Source organism: Pseudomonas sp. E141 (assembly GCF_052659885.1).
In genome coordinates this window covers 24,726-47,827 of record NZ_CP084024.1, presented here as the reverse complement: position 1 = coordinate 47,827, position 23,102 = coordinate 24,726, and the positions used below count along the sequence as shown (strand labels likewise).

21 protein-coding genes, 1 tRNA gene and 1 pseudogene are annotated in these 23,102 nt (G+C 60.3%); 16 read left to right on the top strand and 7 right to left on the bottom strand.

Features of this window, described 5'->3' with window-relative positions:
- Positions 1-38 precede the first annotated feature (38 nt).
- The 4 genes from gpmI (at position 39) to GKKCFE_RS00230 (ending at position 5,209) form a co-directional block, all read left to right on the top strand.
- Positions 39-1,568: a 2,3-bisphosphoglycerate-independent phosphoglycerate mutase gene (gene gpmI, locus GKKCFE_RS00245; RefSeq protein WP_076383352.1), complete on the top strand. Its 1,530-nt coding sequence runs from the start codon at positions 39-41 to the stop codon at positions 1,566-1,568.
- A gap of 227 nt (positions 1,569-1,795) precedes the next feature.
- Positions 1,796-3,082: a murein hydrolase activator EnvC family protein gene (locus GKKCFE_RS00240; protein WP_445577348.1), complete on the top strand. Its 1,287-nt coding sequence runs from the start codon at positions 1,796-1,798 to the stop codon at positions 3,080-3,082.
- Positions 3,083-3,114: 32 nt separating this feature from the next.
- Entirely contained in the window at positions 3,115-4,431 is a 1,317-nt protein-coding gene (locus tag GKKCFE_RS00235; RefSeq protein WP_047226905.1) for a S41 family peptidase, read from the top strand.
- 1 nt (position 4,432) lies between these two features.
- Positions 4,433-5,209: a divergent polysaccharide deacetylase family protein gene (locus GKKCFE_RS00230; RefSeq protein ID WP_445577347.1), complete on the top strand. Its 777-nt coding sequence runs from the start codon at positions 4,433-4,435 to the stop codon at positions 5,207-5,209.
- Between the two features lie 219 nt (positions 5,210-5,428).
- Here the strand turns inward: GKKCFE_RS00230 and GKKCFE_RS00225 are convergent, their stop codons facing one another.
- Positions 5,429-6,184, bottom strand: coding sequence for a substrate-binding periplasmic protein (locus tag GKKCFE_RS00225; protein WP_445577346.1), 756 nt, complete (start codon positions 6,182-6,184; stop codon positions 5,429-5,431).
- 216 nt (positions 6,185-6,400) lie between these two features.
- On the opposite strand from GKKCFE_RS00225, the gene GKKCFE_RS00220 reads away from it, so the two are divergent.
- Positions 6,401-7,912 (top strand): trypsin-like serine peptidase, encoded by a 1,512-nt coding sequence (locus tag GKKCFE_RS00220; protein WP_445577345.1) that lies wholly within the window; start codon positions 6,401-6,403, stop codon positions 7,910-7,912.
- Positions 7,913-7,941: 29 nt separating this feature from the next.
- Here GKKCFE_RS00220 and hisF read toward each other — a convergent pair whose 3' ends face one another.
- The 6 genes from hisF to GKKCFE_RS00190 all read right to left on the bottom strand — a co-directional run bounded on the left by hisF (position 7,942) and on the right by GKKCFE_RS00190 (position 12,922).
- A complete protein-coding gene (hisF, locus tag GKKCFE_RS00215) occupies positions 7,942-8,712 on the bottom strand; it encodes an imidazole glycerol phosphate synthase subunit HisF (protein WP_047226901.1) in 771 nt (256 codons plus the stop codon).
- A 9-nt stretch (positions 8,713-8,721) separates the two neighbouring features.
- Complete coding sequence (gene hisA / locus GKKCFE_RS00210) at positions 8,722-9,459, bottom strand: 1-(5-phosphoribosyl)-5-[(5-phosphoribosylamino)methylideneamino]imidazole-4-carboxamide isomerase (protein WP_047226900.1); 738 nt, start codon at positions 9,457-9,459, stop codon at positions 8,722-8,724.
- 42 nt (positions 9,460-9,501) lie between these two features.
- Positions 9,502-9,756: a DUF2164 domain-containing protein gene (locus tag GKKCFE_RS00205; RefSeq protein WP_047226899.1), complete on the bottom strand. Its 255-nt coding sequence runs from the start codon at positions 9,754-9,756 to the stop codon at positions 9,502-9,504.
- Complete coding sequence (gene hisH, locus GKKCFE_RS00200) at positions 9,756-10,394, bottom strand: imidazole glycerol phosphate synthase subunit HisH (RefSeq protein WP_160894010.1); 639 nt, start codon at positions 10,392-10,394, stop codon at positions 9,756-9,758. The genes GKKCFE_RS00205 and hisH overlap by 1 nt, the downstream gene beginning before the upstream one ends.
- A complete protein-coding gene (gene hisB / locus GKKCFE_RS00195; protein WP_003186751.1) occupies positions 10,394-10,987 on the bottom strand; it encodes an imidazoleglycerol-phosphate dehydratase HisB in 594 nt (197 codons plus the stop codon). Before hisB ends, hisH begins: the two co-directional genes overlap by 1 nt.
- A 273-nt stretch (positions 10,988-11,260) precedes the next feature.
- Positions 11,261-12,922, bottom strand: a complete 1,662-nt coding sequence (locus GKKCFE_RS00190; protein ID WP_445577344.1) for an OFA family MFS transporter — start codon at positions 12,920-12,922, stop codon at positions 11,261-11,263.
- Positions 12,923-13,183: 261 nt separating this feature from the next.
- On the opposite strand from GKKCFE_RS00190, the gene panM reads away from it, so the two are divergent.
- The 11 genes and pseudogenes from panM to GKKCFE_RS00135 all read left to right on the top strand — a co-directional run bounded on the left by panM (position 13,184) and on the right by GKKCFE_RS00135 (position 23,098).
- The gene (gene panM / locus GKKCFE_RS00185; protein WP_316912478.1) at positions 13,184-13,582 is read left to right on the top strand and encodes an aspartate 1-decarboxylase autocleavage activator PanM; all 399 of its coding nucleotides are present in this window, start codon (positions 13,184-13,186) and stop codon (positions 13,580-13,582) included.
- Between the two features lie 139 nt (positions 13,583-13,721).
- Positions 13,722-15,959, top strand: a complete 2,238-nt coding sequence (locus GKKCFE_RS00180) for an AsmA family protein (RefSeq protein WP_139048845.1) — start codon at positions 13,722-13,724, stop codon at positions 15,957-15,959.
- Positions 15,956-17,023 carry an A/G-specific adenine glycosylase gene (gene mutY, locus GKKCFE_RS00175; RefSeq protein ID WP_047226894.1) on the top strand — a complete coding sequence of 356 codons (1,068 nt, stop codon included), beginning with the start codon at positions 15,956-15,958 and terminating at the stop codon, positions 17,021-17,023. The genes GKKCFE_RS00180 and mutY overlap by 4 nt, the downstream gene beginning before the upstream one ends.
- The gene (locus GKKCFE_RS00170) at positions 17,020-17,292 is read left to right on the top strand and encodes an oxidative damage protection protein (RefSeq protein ID WP_047226893.1); all 273 of its coding nucleotides are present in this window, start codon (positions 17,020-17,022) and stop codon (positions 17,290-17,292) included. The genes mutY and GKKCFE_RS00170 overlap by 4 nt, the downstream gene beginning before the upstream one ends.
- Before the next feature lie 102 nt (positions 17,293-17,394).
- A tRNA-Phe gene (locus GKKCFE_RS00165) sits at positions 17,395-17,470 on the top strand.
- Between the two features lie 192 nt (positions 17,471-17,662).
- Entirely contained in the window at positions 17,663-18,070 is a 408-nt protein-coding gene (locus GKKCFE_RS00160) for a hypothetical protein (protein WP_445577343.1), read from the top strand.
- Positions 18,071-18,279: 209 nt separating this feature from the next.
- Positions 18,280-18,557, top strand: a pseudogene (locus GKKCFE_RS00155) (PDDEXK nuclease domain-containing protein); the annotation flags it as partial.
- A 93-nt stretch (positions 18,558-18,650) separates the two neighbouring features.
- Complete coding sequence (locus GKKCFE_RS00150) at positions 18,651-19,256, top strand: biliverdin-producing heme oxygenase (protein ID WP_076383345.1); 606 nt, start codon at positions 18,651-18,653, stop codon at positions 19,254-19,256.
- A complete protein-coding gene (locus GKKCFE_RS00145) occupies positions 19,253-21,487 on the top strand; it encodes an ATP-binding protein (protein WP_445577342.1) in 2,235 nt (744 codons plus the stop codon). Before GKKCFE_RS00150 ends, GKKCFE_RS00145 begins: the two co-directional genes overlap by 4 nt.
- 40 nt (positions 21,488-21,527) lie before the next feature.
- Positions 21,528-21,974, top strand: coding sequence for a hypothetical protein (locus GKKCFE_RS00140; RefSeq protein WP_047226889.1), 447 nt, complete (start codon positions 21,528-21,530; stop codon positions 21,972-21,974).
- A gap of 350 nt (positions 21,975-22,324) precedes the next feature.
- Positions 22,325-23,098 (top strand): ABC transporter ATP-binding protein, encoded by a 774-nt coding sequence (locus tag GKKCFE_RS00135; RefSeq protein WP_047226888.1) that lies wholly within the window; start codon positions 22,325-22,327, stop codon positions 23,096-23,098.
- Positions 23,099-23,102: the final 4 nt, after the last annotated feature.

The following is a 23,102-nucleotide window of genomic DNA, read 5'->3' as shown; positions in this document are numbered from 1 at the left end:
TTCCATCGCCTTCTTTTAATCAGCCACGAGTGGATTCCATGACTACCACGCCTAAACCTTTGGTCCTGATGATTCTCGACGGCTTCGGTCACAGTGACAGCCACGAATCCAATGCCGTGTACGCGGCCCGCAAGCCTGTGCTGGACCGTCTGTGGGCCACCGTGCCGAACGGCCTGATCTCCGGCAGCGGCATGGACGTCGGCCTGCCCGACGGACAGATGGGCAACTCCGAAGTCGGCCACATGAACCTCGGCGCGGGCCGCGTGGTGTATCAGGACTTCACCCGCGTGACCAAAGCGATCCGCGACGGCGAGTTCTTTGAAAACCCGACCATCTGCGCTGCTGTGGATAAAGCCGTGGCTGCTGGCAAAGCCGTGCACTTCATGGGCCTGCTGTCCGATGGCGGCGTGCACAGCCACCAGGACCACCTGATCGCCATGGCCGAACTGGCCTTCAAGCGCGGTGCCGAAAAAATCTACCTGCACGCGTTCCTCGATGGCCGCGACACGCCACCAAAAAGCGCCACTTCGTCGATCGAACTGCTCGACAGCACCTTCCAGGCTCTCGGCAAGGGTCGTATCGCCAGCATCGTCGGCCGTTACTACGCCATGGACCGCGATAACCGCTGGGACCGGGTGTCCCAGGCCTACAACCTGATCGTCGACGGCAACGCCGAGTTCAACGCCGCCACCGCCCAGGAAGGCCTGCAAGCCGCCTACGAGCGGGGTGAAAGCGACGAATTCGTCAAGGCCACCACCATCGGTGAGCCGGTCAAAGTCGAGGACGGCGATGCCGTGGTGTTCATGAACTTCCGCGCCGACCGTGCCCGCGAGCTGACCCGCGTGTTTGTCGAAGACGATTTCAAGGAGTTCGAACGCGCCCGTCAGCCGAAACTGGCCGGCTTCGTCATGCTGACCCAATACGCCGCCAGCATCCCCGCGCCGTCGGCCTTCGCCGCCGGCAGCCTGGAAAACGTGCTGGGCGACTACCTGGCGAAGAACGGCAAGACCCAATTGCGTATCGCTGAAACCGAGAAGTATGCCCACGTGACGTTCTTCTTCTCCGGCGGCCGTGAAGAGCCCTTCCCCGGCGAAGAACGCATCCTGATCCCGTCGCCGAAAGTCGCCACCTACGACCTGCAACCGGAGATGAGCGCACCGGAGGTCACCGACCGCATCGTCGATGCCATCGAGCACCAGCGCTACGACGTGATCGTGGTCAACTACGCCAACGGCGACATGGTCGGCCACAGCGGGGTGTTCGACGCCGCGGTCAAAGCGGTGGAATGCCTGGACACCTGCGTCGGGCGCATCGTCGAGGCGCTGGAAAAAGTCGGCGGTGAAGCGCTGATCACCGCCGACCATGGGAATGTCGAGCAGATGTCCGACGAGTCCACCGGCCAGGCCCACACCGCCCACACCACCGAGCCGGTGCCATTCATCTATGTCGGCAAGCGTGACTTCAAGGTCCGCGATGGCGGCGTACTGGCTGACGTGGCGCCGACGATGCTGATGTTGCTGGGGATGGAGAAGCCGGCGGAGATGACCGGGACGTCGATCCTGGTCTGATTGATCCATCAATCACCGCAAACCCTGTGGGAGCGAGCTTGCTCGCGATAGCGATCTTCCAATCAACATCTTTGTTGAATGTGCTGGCGCCATCGCGAGCAAGCTCGCTCCCACATTGGTTTTTGGTGTTTTTTGGGCCAGTTATCACACAGCCCCAAATGGGCGTTTTTTTTGCAGCGTGGGGCGGGCATACTAGGCCGTCCCTTTCCCTGGTGTCGCCCGCCTCTATGCTTCGCGTTCTGATAGCCCTCGCTCTGACCTGCCTGCTCCAACCGGCCTTCGCTGACGAGCGCGCACAAACCCAACAGCAGTTGGACGCCACGCGTCAGGACATTGCCGAGCTGAAAAAGCTGCTGGGCAAGTTGCAGGAAGAGAAGTCCGGCGTGCAGAAAGATCTGCGCGGTACCGAGACCGAGATGGGCAAGCTGGAAAAGCAGGTCGACGCCCTGCAACAAGAGCTGAAGAAAAGTGAATCCGAGTTGCAGCGACTCGATACGGAGAAAAAAAAACTCCAGAGCGCGCGCACTGAACAGCAAAAGCTGATCGCCATCCAGGCCCGCGCGGCCTACCAGAACGGTCGTCAGGAGTACCTCAAGCTGTTGCTCAACCAGCAGAACCCCGAGAAATTCGCTCGCACACTCACGTATTACGATTACCTGAGCCAGGCACGCCTGGAGCAACTCAAGAGCTTTAACGAAACCCTGCGCCAGCTGGCCAATGTCGAAAAAGAGATTGAATTGCAGCAGGCCCAGTTGCTGGTGCAGAAAAGCAGCCTCGACACCCAACGCGAAGAACTCGAGAAGGTTCGCAAGGAGCGTCAGGTCGCCCTGGCCAAGCTCAATGAGGACGTTAAGGCCCGCGACAGCAAGCTCAAGGCTCGCGAGCAGGACCAGGCTCAACTGGCAAAAGTCTTGAAGACCATCGAAGAAACCCTGGCACGCCAGGCTCGAGAGGCGGAAGAAGCGCGCCAGAAGGCGCTGATCGCCCAGCAGGAAGCCGAAAAAAAGCGCTTGCGTGAGGCCCAGGCCGACGCCAGCGATGCACCGCGCAAACCTGCCCGATCAAGCCCTGGCCCGTTGGTTTCCACAGGTGGCGAAACCTTCGGCGGCGCTTTTGCTTCGGCACGGGGCAAACTTCCATGGCCGGTCAATGGTCGATTGCTTGCACGCTTCGGCCAAACCCGCGGCGATGATACCCGTACCAAATGGGACGGCGTGATGATCAGCGCCACTGCCGGCAGCCAGGTGCATGCCGTGCATGGCGGTCGTGTGGTGTTCGCCGACTGGCTTCGCGGCGCCGGCCTGCTGGTGATCCTGGATCACGGTAACGGCTATTTGAGCCTGTACGGCCATAACCAGACGCTGCTCAAGGCGGCCGGCGATGTAGTCAAGGCCGGCGAGTCCATCTCTACGGTTGGTAACAGTGGCGGGCAGGATACGCCAGCGCTGTATTTCGCTATTCGTCAGCAGGGTCGCCCCAGTGACCCGACCCAATGGTGTCGTGCGCAAGGATAAGCGCGCCCATCCAACTCAGGAGTTCGTTCGACATGCTGCATTTGTCCCGCCTCACCTCGCTGGCCCTGACGATCGCCCTGGTGATCGGTGCGCCCCTGGCGTTCGCCGCTGAACCGGCCCCCTCGTCGACCGCCGCTACGGCCGCGACCACCAAGGCCCCGCTGCCGCTGGACGAACTGCGCACCTTTGCCGAAGTCATGGACCGGATCAAGGCCGCCTACGTGGAACCGGTGGACGACAAGCTGCTGCTGGAGAACGCCATCAAGGGCATGCTCAGCAACCTTGACCCCCACTCGGCCTACCTGGGGCCGGAAGATTTCGCCGAGCTGCAGGAAAGCACCAGCGGCGAGTTCGGCGGCCTGGGCATCGAGGTCGGCAGCGAAGACGGCTTCGTCAAAGTGGTTTCGCCCATCGACGACACCCCTGCTTCCAAGGCCGGCATCCAGGCCGGTGACTTCATCGTCAAGATCAACGGCCAGCCGACTCGCGGCCAGAGCATGACCGAAGCCGTGGACAAGATGCGCGGCAAGATCGGCCAGAAGATTACCCTGACCCTGGTGCGCGATGGCGGCACGCCGTTCGACGTGACCCTGACCCGCGCGATCATCCAGGTCAAAAGCGTGAAGAGCCAGTTGCTGGAGTCGGGCTACGGCTACATCCGCATCACCCAGTTCCAGGTCAAGACCGGCGAAGAAGTCGCCAAGGCCCTGGCCAAGCTGCGCAAGGACAACGGCAAGAAGCTCAACGGCATGGTCCTGGACCTGCGTAACAACCCCGGCGGCGTGCTGCAATCGGCCGTGGAGGTGGTGGACCATTTCATCACCAAGGGCCTGATCGTCTACACCAAGGGCCGCATCGCCAATTCCGAGCTGCGCTTTTCGGCCACCGGCAACGACCTGAGCGAAGCCGTGCCGCTGGTGGTACTGATCAACGGTGGCAGCGCTTCGGCATCGGAAATCGTCGCCGGCGCCCTGCAGGACCAGAAACGCGGTGTCGTCATGGGCACCACCAGTTTTGGCAAAGGCTCGGTGCAGACCGTCTTGCCGCTCAACAATGACCGCGCCCTGAAGATCACTACTGCGCTGTACTACACCCCTAACGGCCGATCCATCCAGGCCCAGGGCATCGTCCCGGACATCGAGGTGCGCAAGGCCAAGATCACCAGCGAGCAGGACAGCGAGTACTTCAAGGAAGCTGACTTGCAGGGTCACTTGGGCAATGGCAACGGCGGCGCCGACAAACCGACCGGTTCCGGCGCCAAGGCCAAGCCCATGCCGCAGGATGATGATTATCAGTTGGCTCAGGCCCTGAGCCTGCTCAAAGGACTGAACATCACCTCCGGCCGCTGAGATGGGCCTGCGCTTCATCCTGGGCCTGGTGTGCTGCCTGGCTGGCGCGGTCTTTGCCGCGCCCGCCACACCGGCACCGCACAAGGCCTACCTGAGCCTGATCATCGATGACCTGGGGCAAAACCTGCCTCGGGATCGCCGCGTGCTGGCCCTGCCCGGCCCGGTCACTGCGGCGATCATGCCCGATACGCCACACGCTGCCGAACTCGCCCGCGAAGCCCATCGCGCCGGCAAGGTCGTCATGCTGCACATGCCCATGGACCCGGCCACCGGGCCGTTCGCCTGGCATCCGGAACTGCCCCTTGAAGAGTTGGGAAAACGCCTCGACGCCGCATTCGCCGCCGTGCCCTTCACCAGCGGGATCAATAACCACATGGGCAGCCGCATGACTTCACAGCCGCGGGCCATGGCATGGTTGATGGCGAACTTGCAGCAGCGACACAAGTTCTTTGTCGACAGCCGCACCAGCGCCCAGACAGTCGCCGCCGCCGAGGCGCAAAAAATCGGCCTCGCCAGCGTGTCGCGCGATGTGTTCCTGGACGATGAGCGCACCGAAGCGGCCATCGCCCATCAGCTTCAGGTCGCCATAGAGCTGGCTCGCCAGCAGGGCTCTGCGGTGATGATTGGCCATCCCTATCCGCAGACCCTGGCCGTGCTCGAACGTGAACTGCCCAGGCTCAAGGCCCAGGGCATCGAATGGATCGACATCAAGTCGATGATCAGCTTGCGCAGCAATCGGGCGATGGCTGGGCATGGCAAAGATGGGGTTTATCGGTAGCGACTGAGCACTATCTCAAACCGCGGCGCCGCCATCGCGAGCAGGCTCGCTCCCACAGTGATCCATGGTGAACACATTATTTGCAGACACCCACAATACCTGTGGGAGCGAGCTTGCTCGCGATGACGGCTGTACATTCAACATCTCTTCAAGCTGACCCACCGCTTTCGCGAGCAAGCTCGCTCCCACAGATTTGCGCATTCAGAACCGAATCGGCGATCAGAGATACCGCGCCATGATCGCGTCCACCGCACCTTCCTTGCGCAGTTCATCCAGGGCCGCTTGAAGGCGGGCGACCACGTCGTCGGGCACGTTTTTGTTCAACGCCAGGTACAACTCGGCACTGTTGAACCGTAGCACGGTCTTGAGATCGCTCACCCCTTCCTCACGCGCCAGATAGCGCCCGGCCGGATCCCCGGTGGCCCACAGATCGATTTGACCATTGACCAGCTTCCTGGCGTTGTCCTGATCGCGCAACACGACAATCGGGTTCAGCCCTTGCTTGGCCAAGGTCTCGGCAATCGCGTCACCCTTGTAAGCCCCGATCCTGTATTGACGCGCCTGCTCCAACGAGTCCAGGGAAATCTTGCTGTCGGCCTTGGCGAGCATGATCCAGTCGTCCGGGCCAATCGGGCCGACCCATTTGAAGAGTTTTTCACGCTCGGGCAATCGCGCCGTGACAAACACGCCGTAGCCGGGATTATCCAGGGCCAGTTTATAAATTCGCTCCCACGGGAAACGCAGTGTCAGGCTGTAGCTGATATCGGCACGTTTGAATATCTCGCGGACAATATCCACCGCGATGCCATTGATGTTCTCGTCCTGAGCGAAGTTTTTGCCATTCTTGGCCATGTTGTAGGGCGGGAAGTTTTCCGTCAGCAACACCAGGCCGACGTCACGGCGATCTTGAGCTTGTGCCCCGCTGACGAACAACAAAGAGGCACTGGCAAGAACCAAAAGAATGCGTTTGAACATGTCTGGCTACCCGAATCCATGGCGTGCCCAAGAGTGCCTCGGGCCTGCGAGCATGTCCACAGCCCTTTGCTGCCCAGGCTGCTCAACGACTCAAATATAAAAGAGCACTCTCACCGTTGAGGTAACTATTTACCGCCAACCGTCAGCCCCTACCTGATTAATTGGAGAACACCGGCCACTGCCGGTTTTCATTCAACTAACCAAAGGTACTACTCGATGAAATCGATCTCCTTTCTGCTGACCGGCCTGCTCTGCTCGCTGAGTTTGCAGGGTATCGCCCACAGCCAGGACTTTGGCGAAGGCATGCAAAATTTTTCGGCCTCAAAGGTTCTTGAAAACGCGGATGGATCACACAACCACTGGCGAGGCGTCGGACGCCTGTTTATCGACGGCTCTTGTACCGCGACGCTCCTCGACACTCAGGATGCATCGATACCCCAACCAACACCCGCCTATGTACTCACTTCAGGACACTGTATCGAAAAAGGCAACGGCAACATCGTGACGGATAAACCGGTCAGCGGGGTCATGCAGTTCGATTACTTCGCCGACACCGAGTTATTCAAAACCTACGCGCTGAAAAAGGTGGCATGGCGCAGTATGCAAGGCGTTGATCTGGCGATCATAGAATTGGACGTCAGCCTTCAGAAACTCATTGAGGAAGGTATACAGCCCCTGGAGCTGGCCCGACAAAAGCCTGCCGACGGGACCGATGTGCTGATCGTGAGTGCCCCGCTGGGTTTCGACAACGCCACATTGCGCATGGCTGCCTGCACTTTGCAGCCTGCTCGGGAAATAGTGGAAGGCCCATGGGTGTGGCGAAACAACGTGATGACGCGCTGTCAGGATATAGCCGGCGGCAGTTCAGGGGGGCCGATTCTTGATCGTCACTCCAACGAGATAATAGGCGTAATAGGCACCGGTAACCTGGCGGCCGGTTTCGCTCCATGCGACGAACATGCACCCTGTACGCGGGTTGGGGATGTCTATAAGGCCATTCCCAAAAACGTTTATGGGAACCCGACGATCTTTCTCAACGGATGCTTTGTACAAGGCCACATTGCCAATGAGGCAACTTCCTCTTGTCCGCTTTATCCAGCGTTTACCGTGAGTGCTGATGCCAACGAGCCCGCAAGGTACAAGAGGCTCAAAAAACGGGATGACGGGACGATGGAAATTCCGACATGGGATTACCATTTCTCCATCAGCACCGCTTTTTATCGCCACAAGACCGTGCGCACTGCGAAGGACTGCGAAAGTGGCCATTACTACAGCGACGCAATAAGTTCTAACGACGCGTTTATCAACAGCGAGATCGGCGCCCAGCCCGGTTTCTATTTCCTTTGCATTCTTGGCGTTGATTCCGCGACTCAAGGAGCGCAGGTCGGACTCATCAAGAATGGACTGTCCCTTGTGGTGGAAGTCCTCGATGACACGCCAACGGCACAGCCCGATTTGTCGATCAGTAGCGGAGTCGGCGTGGAGCTGGCACGCGGTAGCGAGTACCGGACCTACGCCGTCAAATTTGGCCCGCTGGACACCACAGATTGCTCAAGGGATGAGCAGTATCTGACCCACACCTACATGGATTTCTGGTTTCCGGATGCAGAACTGCCGCTGAAATTCTGCACAATCGCCTACGACAAATCAGGACAGGCATCCGAGCCGAGGGTTGACGTACTGAGCCCTGCGACAGGGGCGCAAAACGCAACCCCCGTCGCCCCCTGAGGTGAGCATCGGGGCTCGGTTGTGCCCGCTTATCGAATGACGATTCCGCGCTGCGCCATGTAAGCCTTGGCTTCCGGCACGGTGTATTCGCCGAAGTGGAAAATGCTCGCCGCCAGTACCGCACTGGCATGGCCTTCAAGGATGCCATCGGCCAGGTGCTGCAGGTTGCCGACGCCGCCGGAGGCGATGACCGGAATGCCCAAGGCATCGCTGATGGCGCGGGTGACGCCCAGGTCGAAACCGTTTTTCATGCCGTCCTGGTCCATGCTGGTCAGCAAGATCTCACCGGCCCCCAGGCCTTCCATCTTCTTCGCCCATTCCACGGCGTCCAGGCCGGTGGGTTTGCGCCCACCGTGGGTGAAGATCTCCCAGCGCGGGGTTTCGCCCGGGCCGGACACTTTCTTGGCATCGATGGCCACGACAATGCACTGCGAACCAAAACGCTGGGCCGCTTCGCCGACGAATTCCGGGTTGAACACCGCGGCGGTGTTGATCGACACCTTGTCCGCACCGGCGTTGAGCAGGTTGCGGATGTCCTGCACGGTGCGCACGCCACCGCCCACGGTCAGCGGGATGAACACCTGGCTGGCCATGCGCTCGACGGTATGCAGCGTGGTATCGCGGCCGTCGACGCTGGCCGTGATGTCGAGAAAGGTAATCTCGTCCGCGCCCTGCTCGTCATAGCGACGGGCGATTTCCACCGGGTCGCCGGCGTCGCGGATGTTCTCGAACTTGACGCCCTTGACCACCCGGCCGTTGTCCACGTCCAGGCAAGGGATGATGCGTTTGGCCAGCGCCATGGTCAGTCCTCAGCCTTTGTAGGAATCGCAGAAGGCCTGGGCCTCAGCGACATCCAGCGTGCCTTCGTAGATCGCGCGACCGGTGATCGCGCCGATGATGCCTGGCGCCTTGGCGTCGAGCAGCGCCTTGATGTCGCCCAGGTTATGGATACCGCCGGAGGCGATCACCGGAATCTTCGTGGCGGCGGCCAGGGCGGCGGTGAACGGAACGTTGCAACCCTGCATCATGCCGTCTTTGGCGATGTCGGTGTAGACGATGGCAGACACCCCGTCGGCCTCGAAACGCTTGGCCAGGTCAATCACCTGCACGGTGCTGACTTCAGCCCAACCGTCAGTGGCGACGAAACCGTCCTTGGCATCCAGGCCAACGATGACCTTGCCCGGGAAGGCGCGGCAAGCTTCAGCGACAAACGCCGGGTCTTTCACTGCCTTGGTGCCGATGATCACATAGCTCACGCCAGCCTTGACGTAGTGTTCGATGGTTTCCAGCGAGCGGATACCGCCGCCGATCTGGATCGGCAGGTTCGGGTAGCGCTTGGCAATGGCTGTGACCACTTCGCCGTTCACCGGCTGCCCTTCGAAGGCACCGTTCAGGTCAACCAGATGCAGGCGACGGCAGCCGCCCTCCACCCACTTGGCGGCCATGCTCACCGGGTCATCGGAGAACACCGTGGAGTCTTCCATCCGGCCCTGACGCAGACGTACGCAAGCGCCGTCCTTGAGATCGATAGCGGGGATAATCAGCATCTGGCAAACCTTCAAATTCGAATGTTCAGCTTGGCTCGGAAATCAGTTTTTTTCGAGCGCCCACAAGTCGCTTTCGATACTTTCGAACCTTTCTTTAAGGTGCGTCTGCACATCGAAAATCGCCCTGTTGTAATAGTGCGGAGCAATTTCGCGGGTAAACAGCTCAAGAATTTCCGCCGCCTCGAACGAACCCAGGTCCAGTTCGAAACGATCCTCCATGAACCGTTGGATCTTGAGGTTCGCCTCACTTTCCTGCTCGGGCGTGAGAGTGAGGATCGGCGGTTTCTTGCGGGCCATTACCAGCGCCCGTCCCACGCCGCGAAGTTCTGCAGCAACTGCAGGCCATGGGTATGGCTCTTCTCCGGGTGGAACTGCACGGCGAAGCGCGAACCGTCGGCCAGGGCCGCGGCGAAGTCGACGCCATAGTGACCGCCGCCCACCACCTGCCGGGCGTTAGCGGCCGCGATGTAGTAGCTGTGCACGAAGTAGAAGCGCGCCAGGTCCGGAATGTTGTGCCACAGCGGGTGATCCACCGTCTGCTTCACCTCGTTCCAGCCCATGTGCGGGACTTTCAGGTGCTCGCCGTCTTCGTGCAGATCCTTGCCGAAAAACTTCACCTGGCCTGGAAACATCGCGATGCAATCGACGCCGTCGTTCTCCTCGCTGCTCTCGAGCAAGGCCTGCATGCCCACGCAAATGCCGAGGAACGGACGATCCTGACTGACTTCATGCACCAGCGAATCGAAGCCCAGGCGACGGATCTCGGCCATGCAGTCACGAATCGCACCAACACCGGGAAAGACCACCCGGTCGGCTTCGCGAATCACGTCGGCATCGCTGGTGATCAGTACCTTGCCGGCGCCCACGTGCTCGAGGGCCTTGGCCACCGAGTGCAGGTTGCCCATGCCGTAATCGATAACCGCGACCGTCTGCATTACAGGACGCCCTTGGTGGAGGGCATTTGCCCGGCCATGCGGTCATCGAGCTCCACGGCCATGCGCAGCGCGCGGCCGAAAGCCTTGAACACGGTTTCGATCTGGTGGTGGGTGTTGTGCCCGCGCAGGTTGTCGATGTGCAGGGTCACATTGGCGTGGTTGACGAAGCCCTGGAAAAATTCCTGGAACAGGTCCACGTCGAAGCCGCCAACGGTGGCACGGGTGTACGGCACATGCATTTGCAGGCCCGGACGACCGGAGAAGTCGATGACCACACGCGACAGCGCCTCATCGAGCGGCACGTAGGCGTGGCCGTAGCGACGGATGCCTTTCTTGTCGCCGATGGCTTTGGTGAAGGCCTGCCCCAGGGTGATACCGACGTCTTCCACCGTGTGGTGGTCGTCGATGTGCAGGTCGCCCTTGCTGACGATATCCAGGTCGATCAGCCCATGACGGGCGATCTGGTCCAGCATGTGCTCAAGAAAAGGCACGCCGATATCAAACCGGGCCTTTCCGGTGCCATCCAGGTTGATCGAGGCTTTGATCTGGGTTTCCAGAGTGTCGCGCTCGACAGACGCCTTACGTTCGGCCATCACCAGCTCCGCAAAATCATTGGGCGAAAAAGGCAGCCATTATAGGGGCGCGAGCGGCAAACAGAAACACGGGAGGTGATATCCCTGACGGGTTGTCGGCGATAGACATGTCCGTACAAGCAATTGTGGCCATCACCCAAAACAAATGTGGGAGCGAGCCTGCTCGCGATAGCGGTGGATCAGCCGACAATGATGCTGGCTGACCCTCCCTCATCGCGAGCAGGCTCGCTCCCACAAGATTCGCCCTCACCCCAGCGGGTTCGGGCTAGCGCATTACTGGAACAACACCGCCGTCTTCTGCAGGGTTACCCAGACACCCCACGCCAACGGAATGCCCACCACCAACCAGGCGGCGATCGCCAAAGGCTTGGTGCCCGGCGCGGCTTTCCACTCCAGCGAAGTGGTGCTGTCAGCGCCCTTGTCATGGCCCAGCGCCTGTTCGGCGGCCAGTTCGGCGTCGGTCATGAAGTACTTGTCGGCGACCGGACGGACCATCAGGTTGCACAGGAAGCCCAGTACCAGCAGGCCGGCGAGGATGTACAAGGTGATGTCATAGGCCGCAGCGCGTTCAACGCCGATGCTCAGCTGATATTCACGCAGGTAGTTCACCAGTACCGGACCCAGCACGCCTGCTGCGGCCCAAGCGGTCAACAGCCGACCGTGGATCGCGCCGACCATTTGCGTACCGAACAGGTCCGCCAGGTAGGCCGGCACGGTGGCAAAACCGCCGCCGTACATCGACAGGATGATGCAGAACGCCGCCACGAACAGCGCGACGCTGCCCAGATGACCCAGGTTCGGGATCAGCGCGTACAGGGCAAAGCCCAGGGCGAAGAACACGAAGTAGGTGTTCTTGCGACCCAGGTAATCCGAGCAGGATGCCCAGAAGAACCGCCCACCGATGTTGAACAGGCTCAGCAGACCAGTGAAACCGGCCGCAATGGCCGCGATCTGACCCAGTTGCGCAGCATCCAACTGACCGAAAGGCAAGTCATTGCCGAGCAACTTGCCGCCGAACACTTCCTGCAACAGTGGCGATGCCATGCCGATGATGCCGATACCGGCGGATACGTTCAGGCACAGCACCAGCCATACCAGACGGAACTGCGGGGTTTTCCAGGCCACGTTCACGTGAACGTGACGATGGGTGATCATCGCGTTCGCAGCTTTCTTCGGTGCAGGGGTCCAGCCTTCAGGCTTCCAGCCGGTCGGCGGGACGCGGTACGACAGGGCGCCACCGACCATGAACACGAAGTAGATCGCGGCCATGACCAGGAAGCTTTGCCATACGCCCACTTCAGTCGGCGAAGAGAAATGGCTCATCAGCGCTGCAGCCAGCGGTGCACCTACCATCGCGCCGCCGCCGAAGCCCATGATCGCCATGCCGGTGGCCATGCCACGCTTGTCCGGGAACCACTTGATCAGCGTCGAAACCGGGGAGATGTAGCCCAGCCCCAAGCCGATACCACCGATTACCCCGGAGCCGACCCACATCAGCCATATCTGGTGAGTGTAGATACCCAGCGCGGAAATCAGCAGACCGCCGCACCAGCACAAGGCCGATACAGCGCCAGCCTTACGCGGCCCGGCGTGTTCCAGCCAGCCGCCCCAGATGGCTGCCGAGCAACCCAGGAAGATGAAGAACAGGGTGTAGATCCAGCCGAGCATCGAGATCGGCCAGTCACATTGGGATGAAAAGACTTGTGCGATGAAGCTCATGTCCGGTGCACAGGCTACAGGCTTGGTGACGCCCAGTGCCTTGGACAACGGCAACCAGAACACCGAAAAGCCGTAGGCCATGCCGATGCAAAGGTGGATGGCCAGTGCGGCCGGTGGAACCAGCCACCGGTTGAATCCGGGCTTGGCGATAATGCGTTCCTTGGAGAGGAACGCAGGCTGGGCGGCAAAGCCGTCCGCCGTGATGCTCGTGCTCATTATGTATCCCCCAGTTATTGGTATGGCTCGCCAGCCATGCATCACCCTCAGCCTTATTGCACGCAAAGCGCGACTGTATTTTCTGGTGAAGCTTCATTTTGGTGCGACATTGAGTCGCAGAAGGACGGGCGAACGGGTAAAGGTTACCATTTGCTTATGACAGAAAAGCCAAAGTGCTATCACCTTTTTTACATCTTCTGTCTTATCGCGCCATTGCACGTTTTCTGTAGGGCGTGAATCGTTTATTTTTCAGGAATTTATATGCCCATCGTTGTCGAGCAGTTGAATGACGCCACCTGTCGGGACCGGCAGGACCTGCACAAAATCTACCAGGATGCCCCGGTCTGGCTGTTCGAGCCGTTCACTGACGGCACACAATTGATACACAAATGCCTGGAGGACGGCGCGTTGATCGCAGCCCGCTTCAATGACCGGTTGCTCGGTGCCGCACGGCTGCAACGGCACCAGGACGTCTGGCACTTGTCCCAAATGTGCGTGCGAAACGTCACCCGTCGTCGTGGGGTGGCGGAACGATTGGTCAGCGAAGCCCGGAAAATGGCTACGCAACACGGTGCTGAGCTGAAGCTCTTGGCCCCATCCGGTCATCTGGAAGCCCAGGCGCTGGCGGCCAAATTGAAACTGGCACTGGAGCAGGCCTAGATCCGGGAGCTCAGCGCGGCCCTCGCCACGGTTCCATGGCCCACAGGCCTGTCAGAAAGAACGATCACCCAACGCGCCACTAGGTCAGGGCGTTATACTCCCAGGCTAAATTTTGAACTCAACCTACAAGGACTCGCCCATGAAAGCGTTCGGCAAAATCCTGGGTCTGGTACTTCTCGGGCTGTTGCTGGTCATTGTGGCCTTGGGCTTTGCCCTGACCCACCTCTTCGATCCCAACGACTATAAAGAAGAGATCCGCCAGATAGCCCGCGACAAGGCCCACATTGAGCTGACCCTCAATGGCGACATCGGCTGGAGCCTTTTCCCGTGGCTGGGTCTGGAATTGCACGAAGCCAGTGTCGCCACCCTGGCAAACCCGACACAACCGTTCGCCGACCTGCAGATGCTCGGCCTTTCCGTGCGCGTGATTCCACTGCTGCGCCGCGAAGTGCAGATGAGCGACGTGCGCGTCGAAGGCCTGAACCTGCGACTCAACCGTGACAAGAACGGCCACGGCAATTGGGAAGACATCGGCAAGGCACCCGCCTCTAAAACCACGGCAAACGCCCCGGCACCGGCCGAACAGCCTGCCCCTGGGGACAGCGCCCCGGCGCAGAAACCGGCCCAGCCAACCCGCCTGGACATCGACAGCCTGACCGTGAACAACGCCCGGGTCGAATACACCGACGAGCAGGCCGGCCGGCAGTTCACCGCCGAAAGCATCCAACTGAGCACTGGCCCGATCCATGATTCCACCAACATTCCGGTCACGCTCACCGCATTCCTGGCCAGCAACCAGCCAGCCGTGCGGGTGCGCACCGAGGTCACGGGCGAGCTGCGCTTCGAGCGCGCCTTGCAGCGCTACAAGTTCGAAGACCTGAAGCTGTCCGGCGAAGCCACGGGCGACCCTTTGCAAGGCAAGACCGTGACGTTCGCGGCACACGGGCAGCTACTCCTGGATAAAGCGGCGAACGTCGCCGAATGGACCGGCATCAAGCTTTCCATCAATCAACTGCGGGCGTTGGGCGAACTGAAGGTCAATGATCTGGACAAGACCCCGCAACTGAGCGGCGGCATGTCGATCGCCCAATTCGACCTGGCGAAATTCGTCGACGGCGTCGGTCAGAAACTGCCGGCCATGGCCGAAGGCAGCTTGAGCAAAGTCGAACTGGTCACCCGTATTGCGGCCACGCCGACCAGCGCCGAATTCAATAGCATCAATCTGAAAATCGACGACAGCACCTTCAGCGGTCGTATCGCCGTGGAAGACTTTGCCAAGCAGTCACTGCGTGCGCAGCTCAAGGCCGATACCTTCAACGTTGACCGCTACCTGCCGCCAAAATCCGCCGAGGCCGACAGTTCCAAGGCGGCCCGAGAGGCGGAGGTCAGCAACACCGAAGCCAGTGCCATGGCGGGCGCCGGCAGCACACCGTTGCCGAGCGCGCCCACCCAGGGCGCCTGGAGCAACGACCGGCTGTTTCCGGTCGAACGCCTGGGCAAACTGGACCTGGATGCCGACCTGACCTTCGGCCAACTGACCCTCGATAAACTGCCGATCCAGAATGCCGCGCTCAAGGCCACCGGCCAGGGCGGCCTGCTGACCCTGGAAAACCTGCGGGGCGATTTGTACAACGGCAACTTCGAAGTCAAAGGCACGCTGGACGTGCGCCAGCCCACGCCGCAGTTGAGCCTGCAAACCCGCATCAACCGGGTACCGGCCGAGAAAATCATCGAAAGCCAGGGCAAGAATCCGCCCGTCAAAGGCCTGGTGACACTCAACAGCGCCGTGACCGCCAGTGGCAACAGCCAAAAGGCCCTGATCGACAGCCTCAACGGTACTGCCGGGTTCGTCATCAACGACGGCGTCCTGCTCAATGCCAACCTCGAGCAGCAATTGTGCCGAGGCATCGCCACCCTCAATCGTAAAACCCTCAGTGGCGAGCCCCGGGGCAAGGACACCCCGTTCGAGCAACTCAACGGCAATCTCACCTTCCGCAGCGGCGTGGCCAGCAACCCGGACCTGAAGGTCCGTATCCCTGGCATGACCGTCAACGGCAACGGCGATATCGACCTGCGTGTGCTGGGCATGGACTACCGCGTCGGCATCATCATCGAAGGCGACAAGAGCGACATGCCCGACCCAGCTTGCCAGGTCAACGAACGTTACGTCGATGTCGAATGGCCGTTACGCTGCCGCGGTCCGCTGGAGCTGGGCGCGAAGGCATGCCGGCTGGACAACGAGGGTCTGGGCAAAGTCGCCGCGAAACTGGCCGGCGACCGCCTCGGCGACAAGCTCAATGAGAAGATCGATGAGAAGCTCGGCGACAAGGTCAGCCCCGAGCTGAAGGACGCGCTCAAGGGGTTGTTCAAGCGATGACAGCCGAGCAGTTTTCCAGCGCCGTACTGGACTGGTTCGACCGCCACGGGCGCCACGACTTGCCTTGGCAGCAAGACATCACTGCGTATCGGGTGTGGGTCTCGGAAATCATGCTGCAGCAGACCCAGGTCAGCACCGTGCTCAATTATTTCGACCGGTTCATGGCCTCGCTGCCCACCGTGCAAGCCCTGGCCGCCGCGCCGGAAGACGAAGTGCTGCACCTGTGGACCGGCCTGGGCTACTACACCCGCGCCCGTAATCTGCAGAAAACCGCGAAGATCGTAGTCGACCAATATGGCGGTGAATTCCCCCGCGACGTGGAAAAACTCACCGAATTACCGGGGATCGGCCTGTCCACAGCCGGCGCCATCGCCAGCATCAGCATGGGCCTGCGGGCACCGATCCTCGATGGCAACGTCAAGCGGGTGCTGGCGCGCTTCACCGCCCAGGAAGGTTACCCGGGCGAACCGAAGGTCGCGAAGCAACTGTGGGCGACTGCCGAGCGCTTCACGCCTCAAGACCGGGTCAACGCCTACACCCAGGCGATGATGGACCTGGGCGCCACGCTCTGTACCCGCAGCAAACCCAGCTGCCTGCTGTGCCCGCTTAAAAAAGGCTGCCAAGCCCACATGCTCGGCCTGGAGACCCGCTACCCGATCCCCAAGCCACGCAAGGATGTGCCCAAAAAACGCACCTTGATGCCGATGCTGGCCAACCGCGAAGGCGCGATTCTGCTTTATCGTCGCCCCTCCACGGGCCTGTGGGGCGGTTTATGGAGCCTGCCGGAACTCGACGACCTCGACGACCTGCAACACCTGGCCCTGCAACACTCGCTGGAGCTGGGCAATCATCAGCAGATGCCGAGCCTGGTACACACTTTCAGCCACTTTCAGTTGGCGATCGAACCCTGGCTGGTCCGGGTCCGGGAAACCGGCCATCACGTGGCCGAGGCCGACTGGCTCTGGTATAACCTCGCCACCCCGCCGCGCCTGGGCCTCGCCGCCCCGGTCAAGACCTTGCTCGAACGCGCGGCCGCCGTATTGAACGCAGGAGAGTTGCAATGATCCGCACCGTGATGTGCCGCAAGTACAAAGAACAACTGGAAGGCCTGGAACGCGCGCCGTTCCCGGGCGTCAAAGGCCAGGACATCTACGACAATGTCTCGGCCAAGGCCTGGGCGGACTGGCAAAAACACCAGACCCTGCTGATCAACGAAAAACGCCTGAACATGATGAACGCCGAAGACCGCAAATACCTTCAAGGCGAAATGGAAAAGTTCTTTTCCGGCGAAGAATACGCCAAGGCCGAAGGCTACGTGCCGCCGTCCGAATAGGCCACCCAGAACCGGGGCGGATCGTAAGCGACGGTAATAATTAAATATTTTTTGATAACGTGCTTGACGACCCCCTGAAAAACCCGTTTAATGCGCCCCGTTGCCCAGATAGCTCAGTCGGTAGAGCAGGGGATTGAAAATCCCCGTGTCGGCGGTTCGATTCCGTCTCTGGGCACCAAATACCGAAAACCCCGATCAAGAAATTGATCGGGGTTTTTTATTGCCTAGGATTTACGGGAGCTGTGACGGCGCGTCGAGCTCTTCAACCTCACTGGGTGCCACATTGTTTGTGGTGGATTGAGATTCGAAGTGGTTGCCCTGAAGCTGTAGGATAGATCGCCTTATTTTCATGCCAGGAGTCTGCCCCCCTATGTCATCGGCAAACAAACAGCAGAAACGAAACCAGCGCGCCAAGGCGAAAGCCAAGAAGAACCGCATTCAGCGTGCTGCTGCGCCGAACGATTTCCTGGACCCGAACGATGAGCGCATCGATCTGGAATCCGTGGACCTGACGGAGCTGTTCCAAATCATGAGCTCATCTGAAAAGGTCAGCCAGAAGGCGATGTGCGAAGCGTTCCTGGCCTATCCACTGTTGACGCTGGTGCTGGAACAGGAAGGTGAGGACGAAGCGACCGACTTCATCATTACTGCATTGATCGAATACCGTCGCCTGACCAAAGGCGTCGATGAGCAGACCGCACTGGATTGGGTGGAGAGTGAGCAGTTCCAGGCCGATTATGTCGCCGCGTCCAAGGCGCTAGCCCAAGATCCGATCTGATGATCGTCCTCATTATGAGGACGTCGGCAGTGGATGACGCCATCCCGGGATAGCTCCTACAAGCCAGGGTCAGCCAAGATCAGGCGGCATCAAACCCGTCCTGCAAGAATCGGACGGCTTTCCTCCCACCTAATCAGACTCGCCCTGCATCATCGAAACGTCGTCCAGAGCATCCTTTTGGTCCGCCCATTCTCACGGCTGACATTTCGATGACCTCACTTCTCCCCCTAGACGACCCAAAGCTTGCTCCTCTGATTAATGAGCTAGGTGAACTGATCCGCCAGGCTCGCCAGAAGGTGCTGCGTGCCGTCGATACACTTCAGGTTCAGACCTGCTGGCAGATCGGGCGGCACATCATCGAATTCGAACAGGGAGGAGCATTTGGAACGCAGTGCGTTCCGAATTGAGCTGGCCCCATTACCGCACACTTCTGCGGGTAGAAGACCCAAACGCCCGTCATTGGTACCTGACGACGGGCAAATTGAAAGCCGACAGCTGATGACCGCTCGAAGGTAAAAAATCTGTGTAAGATTGATGCGCTTTTTTTCAGCAACGCTCCAGTCAACGAGCTCTATCCCGCATGTCACCGGCCGCGCCTCCCCCTTCTCTGATTCAGGCATTGCGGACCGAAACCGCTGAGCTGCACGTCGCCCTGGAAAAACGCTTGCCGTTTTTCTCCGAACAGTTGGACCTCGACCTGTACCGGCGCCTGATGGCCGCCTACTACGGTTTTTATAAACCGCTGGAACAGCGACTTCATGTCCTGACGCTGACACCGACGGGGTTGGACCAATCCCTGCGGATCAAGCTTCCCGTACTGCAGGCGGATCTCACGGCACTGGGCCTGGATGACCACGCTATCGAGGCACTGCCCACCTGCCGGGACCTGCCGCAGATCGATTCCCGTGCCGCCGCCCTGGGGGTTTCCTATGTGCTGGAAGGTGCAACCCTCGGGGGTCAGATCCTGCGGCGCAGAGTCGCCGAACAGCTCGGCCTTGATGCCTCCAGCGGCGCGGCGTTTCTCAATGTGTATGGCGAACTCACCGGTCGGCGCTGGAAGGACTTCCTTCAATATCTGGGCGACAGGAACCTTGGCGACGCCCAAACGCTCGAAGTCACACGTGCCGCCAAAGCGACGTTTACTCATTTTGAACACTGGCTGGACAGCCAAAAGGTATTGTTATGACCCCGGAAAACCAGGAAGCCTTCGAAGAACTGCTGGCCAATTGTGCAGACGAACCGATTCGCTTCCCCGGGGCCATCCAGCCTCATGGCGTGCTACTGATGCTGTCCGAACCCGACTTCGTCATCCGACAGGTCAGCGCCAACGTATTGCAATTGATGGGGCACGATTCTCACGATCTCCCCGGCCAGACGCTGGACGCACTGTTCGGGCAGCAGCAGGCCCAAGCCGTCCTCAAGGCCTGTCGCGCCGATGCGGACGGGGACAACGCGCCCGTGGAGATTGTCGTGAACCAGCTGCGTTTTGACGCCCTGGTCCACCGCCATCAAGGCGCCCTGATCGTCGAACTGGAACAGCACCTGAGCGACTACCATCCCGAAGGTGTCAGCGGCGAAGCCAACCTGGGGCGCATGCTGCAACGCCTGCAAAGCGCGAAAAGCCTTCAGGCTCTGTACGAAATCAGCGTTCGGGAAATTCAGGCCATGACCGGTTACGACCGGGTGCTGATCTATCGCTTCGAAGAAGAAGGCCACGGCCAGGTGATCGCCGAGGCCAGCGCGCCGTCGATGGAGCTCTACAAAGGCCTGTTTTTTCCGGCATCGGATATCCCTGAACAGGCCCGGGAGCTGTATCGCACCAACTGGCTGCGAATCATCCCCAACGCTGACTACACGCCGGTACCGCTGGTCCCGCAGTTGCGTCCCGACACTCAGACACCCCTGGACCTGAGCTTTTCCACCCTGCGTAGCGTCTCGCCGATCCACCGCCAATACATGAAAAACATGGGTGTGCTGTCGTCCATGAGCATTTCCCTGATGGAAGGCGACCGACTGTGGGGCCTGATCAGTTGCGGCAACCGTCAACCCCTGCTCGTGCCCCATGAAATGCGCATGGCCTGCCAGACCATCGGCCAAGTGCTGTCGCTGCAGATCAGCGCCATGGAAGCACTGGATCTGACCCGTCAACGGGATGCCAAGCTTGAGGACCTCAAGGTTCTCGCCACGGCCATGGCCGAGTCCAGCGACAATGTCTTTGACGGCTTGTCCCGCGAACCCCAAAGGCTGATGGACCTGACCGGCGCCACCGGCGTCGCGATCCTCGAGGACAACAAGCTGCACCGCCATGGCCAGTGCCCGAAAGCGGAGCAGATCCGCGAGCTGCATAAATGGATGCTGGAGACCGACCAGCCCGTTTTCTCCCACCACAACCTGAGCAGCGTTTTCGCTCCAGCCCAGGCCTATCAGGACGTGGCGAGCGGTGTGCTGGCGATCCACCTGCCCAAGCCTGTGGAAAATGGCGTGCTGTGGTTCCGCCCCGAGGTGAAGCAAACCATCCAGTGGAGCGGCGACCCGCAAAAACCTCTGGACCTGGAAAGCAGCGAGACAGGTTTGCGCCTGCGACCGCGAACGTCTTTCGAAATCTGGAAAGTCGAAATGGCCGGCATCAGTACCAAGTGGACCCACGGCGATCTGTTTGCCGCCAACGACCTGCGCCGCTCAGCGCTGGAAAACGATCTGGCCCGGCAAGTCCACAAGGAGCGTCAGGCGGTGCAGGCGCGTGATGAGCTGGTGGCGGTGGTGTCCCATGACCTGCGCAACCCGATGACGGTCATATCCATGCTCTGCGGCATGATGCAAAAGTCCTTCAGCTCCGACGGCTCCCATAGCTCCAAGCGAATTGCTTCAGCCATCGACACCATGCAACAGGCCGCCAGCCGCATGAACGTTCTGCTCGAAGACCTGCTGGACACTTCGCGCATCGACGCCGGGCGCTACACCATCCATCCCCAGCCGCTGGACGTCAGCCAGATATTCGAAGACGCCTGCTCGCTGCTGACGCCGCTGGCAACCGCCAAGGCCATCGATATTTCGTTCCACGCCGAACCCAATCTCAAGATCAATGCCGACCCCGAGCGGTTGTTCCAGGTGCTGTCGAACCTGATCGGAAACGCCATCAAGTTCACCCCCCAGCAAGGCAGCGTGGGCATCAGCGCGATGTCGGTGGGTGACGAGATCGTGTTCAGCGTTCGTGATACCGGCGAAGGAATCAAACCGGAGCAGTTGCCGCACGTGTTTGACCGCTACTGGACAGTCAAGGAAGGCAACCCGAACGGCACCGGACTGGGTTTGTATATTTCCAAGGGGATTGTCCAGGCCCATGGCGGTAAACTGCACGCCGAAAGCCAGCCAGGCAAGGGCAGCGAATTCAGCTTTACCGTGCCGAAAATCAACTGAGCCGGGCATCGCCCCCTAACAAACTGGAAACCGAAGCCCAATGGCCTCACTGAACAAACAGCAAAAACGCGCCAAGCGTGCCAAAGACAAAGCCAAGCAAATCCGCATGAGCGGACGTAAATCCATCCCCATGTATGGCGACCCGGCCCACGCCACCGCCCAGCCACCGGTCTACGTGCTTGAGCTGTTCGCCAAGCTACGCGAAGCCGAGGCCATCAGCCGCAGCGAGATGCTCGACACGCTGCTCGCGTCCCTGAGCGTGATGATCAGCGAACGCCCCGGCCTGCTGGATCTGAAAAACGCCGAGAACGAAAGCATGGCCGCCACCAACCTGGCCGCGGACATGCTGGTCGACTACCGCATGTGGGCCGACGACATGGATCGCGAGACGGCCCAGCGCTGGCTCAGCACCCCGGAGTTCATCAAGGACTTCAGCGAGGCGCTGGATCGTTATCGTCAGTTGATGGAAGAGCCCGCCAGCGAATAGAACGCGATCAGCCTCACGGAGAAGAGGACAGCCAGCTAAAACTTCCTATGGACGATAAAAACGCACAACGGCAACACTCATCCGATTAACCCTTCCAACCCCCAGCCAAAGCTGGCACCATCGCGCCTTTTTTTACGCGACTCCCCGGGATTTTTACCGGTAAACAGAGTTCGAACGGCCGTTCGGTTGTTGATGGCGCGACAGTCTGCTGCGCCGATGCGACAACCTGCCGCACATTCGCGGTTTACCACCCGTAGCGCTGTTGGCTGCCATTCGGACGCTATGCTAGCTTGGCCGCCTCGCCAGGAAGGCCGCCAACAGCAAGGGAGCACACACCATGAGGACCGCACATGGCCCAGGCCACGCCCGCGCTTGAAATCCGCAACCTGCACAAACGCTACGGAAAGCTGGAGGTGCTCAAAGGCGTCTCGCTGACCGCCCGCGACGGCGATGTGATCTCGATCCTGGGTTCCTCCGGTTCCGGCAAGTCCACATTCCTGCGCTGCATCAACCTGCTGGAAAATCCCAACCAGGGCCAGATCCTGGTGGCCGGCGAAGAACTCAAGCTCAAGGCCGCGAAAAACGGTGAACTGGTGGCCGCCGATGGCAAACAGATCAACCGCATGCGCAGCGAAATCGGTTTTGTGTTTCAAAACTTTAACCTCTGGCCGCACATGAGCGTGCTCGACAACATCATCGAAGCCCCACGCCGGGTGCTCGGCCAGAGCAAGGCCGAGGCCGTGGAAGTGGCTGAAGCCCTGCTGGCCAAGGTCGGCATCGCCGACAAGCGTCATGCCTACCCTGCCGAGCTTTCCGGTGGTCAGCAGCAGCGCGCCGCCATCGCCCGCACTCTGGCGATGCAGCCTAAAGTGATTCTGTTCGACGAACCCACCTCTGCCCTTGACCCGGAAATGGTCCAGGAAGTACTTAGTGTGATCCGCGCCCTGGCCGAAGAAGGCCGCACCATGCTGCTGGTGACTCACGAAATGGGCTTCGCCCGTCAGGTTTCCAGCGAAGTGGTGTTCCTTCATCAAGGCTTGGTCGAGGAGCAAGGATCGCCACAGCAGGTCTTCGAAAACCCGCTTTCGGCGCGCTGCAAACAATTCATGTCCAGCAACCGCTAACGGA

Bases quoted from the DNA above. Each gene is read 5' to 3' on its own strand.
- gpmI (WP_076383352.1), top strand. From the start codon at position 39: ATGACTACCACGCCTAAACCTTTGGTCCTGATGATTCTCGACGGCTTC.
- GKKCFE_RS00240 (WP_445577348.1), top strand. From the start codon at position 1,796: ATGCTTCGCGTTCTGATAGCCCTCGCTCTGACCTGCCTGCTCCAACCG.
- GKKCFE_RS00235 (WP_047226905.1), top strand. From the start codon at position 3,115: ATGCTGCATTTGTCCCGCCTCACCTCGCTGGCCCTGACGATCGCCCTG.
- GKKCFE_RS00230 (WP_445577347.1), top strand. From the start codon at position 4,433: ATGGGCCTGCGCTTCATCCTGGGCCTGGTGTGCTGCCTGGCTGGCGCG.
- GKKCFE_RS00225 (WP_445577346.1), bottom strand. From the start codon at position 6,184: ATGTTCAAACGCATTCTTTTGGTTCTTGCCAGTGCCTCTTTGTTGTTC.
- GKKCFE_RS00220 (WP_445577345.1), top strand. From the start codon at position 6,401: ATGAAATCGATCTCCTTTCTGCTGACCGGCCTGCTCTGCTCGCTGAGT.
- hisF (WP_047226901.1), bottom strand. From the start codon at position 8,712: ATGGCGCTGGCCAAACGCATCATCCCTTGCCTGGACGTGGACAACGGC.
- hisA (WP_047226900.1), bottom strand. From the start codon at position 9,459: ATGCTGATTATCCCCGCTATCGATCTCAAGGACGGCGCTTGCGTACGT.
- GKKCFE_RS00205 (WP_047226899.1), bottom strand. From the start codon at position 9,756: ATGGCCCGCAAGAAACCGCCGATCCTCACTCTCACGCCCGAGCAGGAA.
- hisH (WP_160894010.1), bottom strand. From the start codon at position 10,394: ATGCAGACGGTCGCGGTTATCGATTACGGCATGGGCAACCTGCACTCG.
- hisB (WP_003186751.1), bottom strand. From the start codon at position 10,987: ATGGCCGAACGTAAGGCGTCTGTCGAGCGCGACACTCTGGAAACCCAG.
- GKKCFE_RS00190 (WP_445577344.1), bottom strand. From the start codon at position 12,922: ATGAGCACGAGCATCACGGCGGACGGCTTTGCCGCCCAGCCTGCGTTC.
- panM (WP_316912478.1), top strand. From the start codon at position 13,184: ATGCCCATCGTTGTCGAGCAGTTGAATGACGCCACCTGTCGGGACCGG.
- GKKCFE_RS00180 (WP_139048845.1), top strand. From the start codon at position 13,722: ATGAAAGCGTTCGGCAAAATCCTGGGTCTGGTACTTCTCGGGCTGTTG.
- mutY (WP_047226894.1), top strand. From the start codon at position 15,956: ATGACAGCCGAGCAGTTTTCCAGCGCCGTACTGGACTGGTTCGACCGC.
- GKKCFE_RS00170 (WP_047226893.1), top strand. From the start codon at position 17,020: ATGATCCGCACCGTGATGTGCCGCAAGTACAAAGAACAACTGGAAGGC.
- GKKCFE_RS00160 (WP_445577343.1), top strand. From the start codon at position 17,663: ATGTCATCGGCAAACAAACAGCAGAAACGAAACCAGCGCGCCAAGGCG.
- GKKCFE_RS00150 (WP_076383345.1), top strand. From the start codon at position 18,651: ATGTCACCGGCCGCGCCTCCCCCTTCTCTGATTCAGGCATTGCGGACC.
- GKKCFE_RS00145 (WP_445577342.1), top strand. From the start codon at position 19,253: ATGACCCCGGAAAACCAGGAAGCCTTCGAAGAACTGCTGGCCAATTGT.
- GKKCFE_RS00140 (WP_047226889.1), top strand. From the start codon at position 21,528: ATGGCCTCACTGAACAAACAGCAAAAACGCGCCAAGCGTGCCAAAGAC.
- GKKCFE_RS00135 (WP_047226888.1), top strand. From the start codon at position 22,325: ATGGCCCAGGCCACGCCCGCGCTTGAAATCCGCAACCTGCACAAACGC.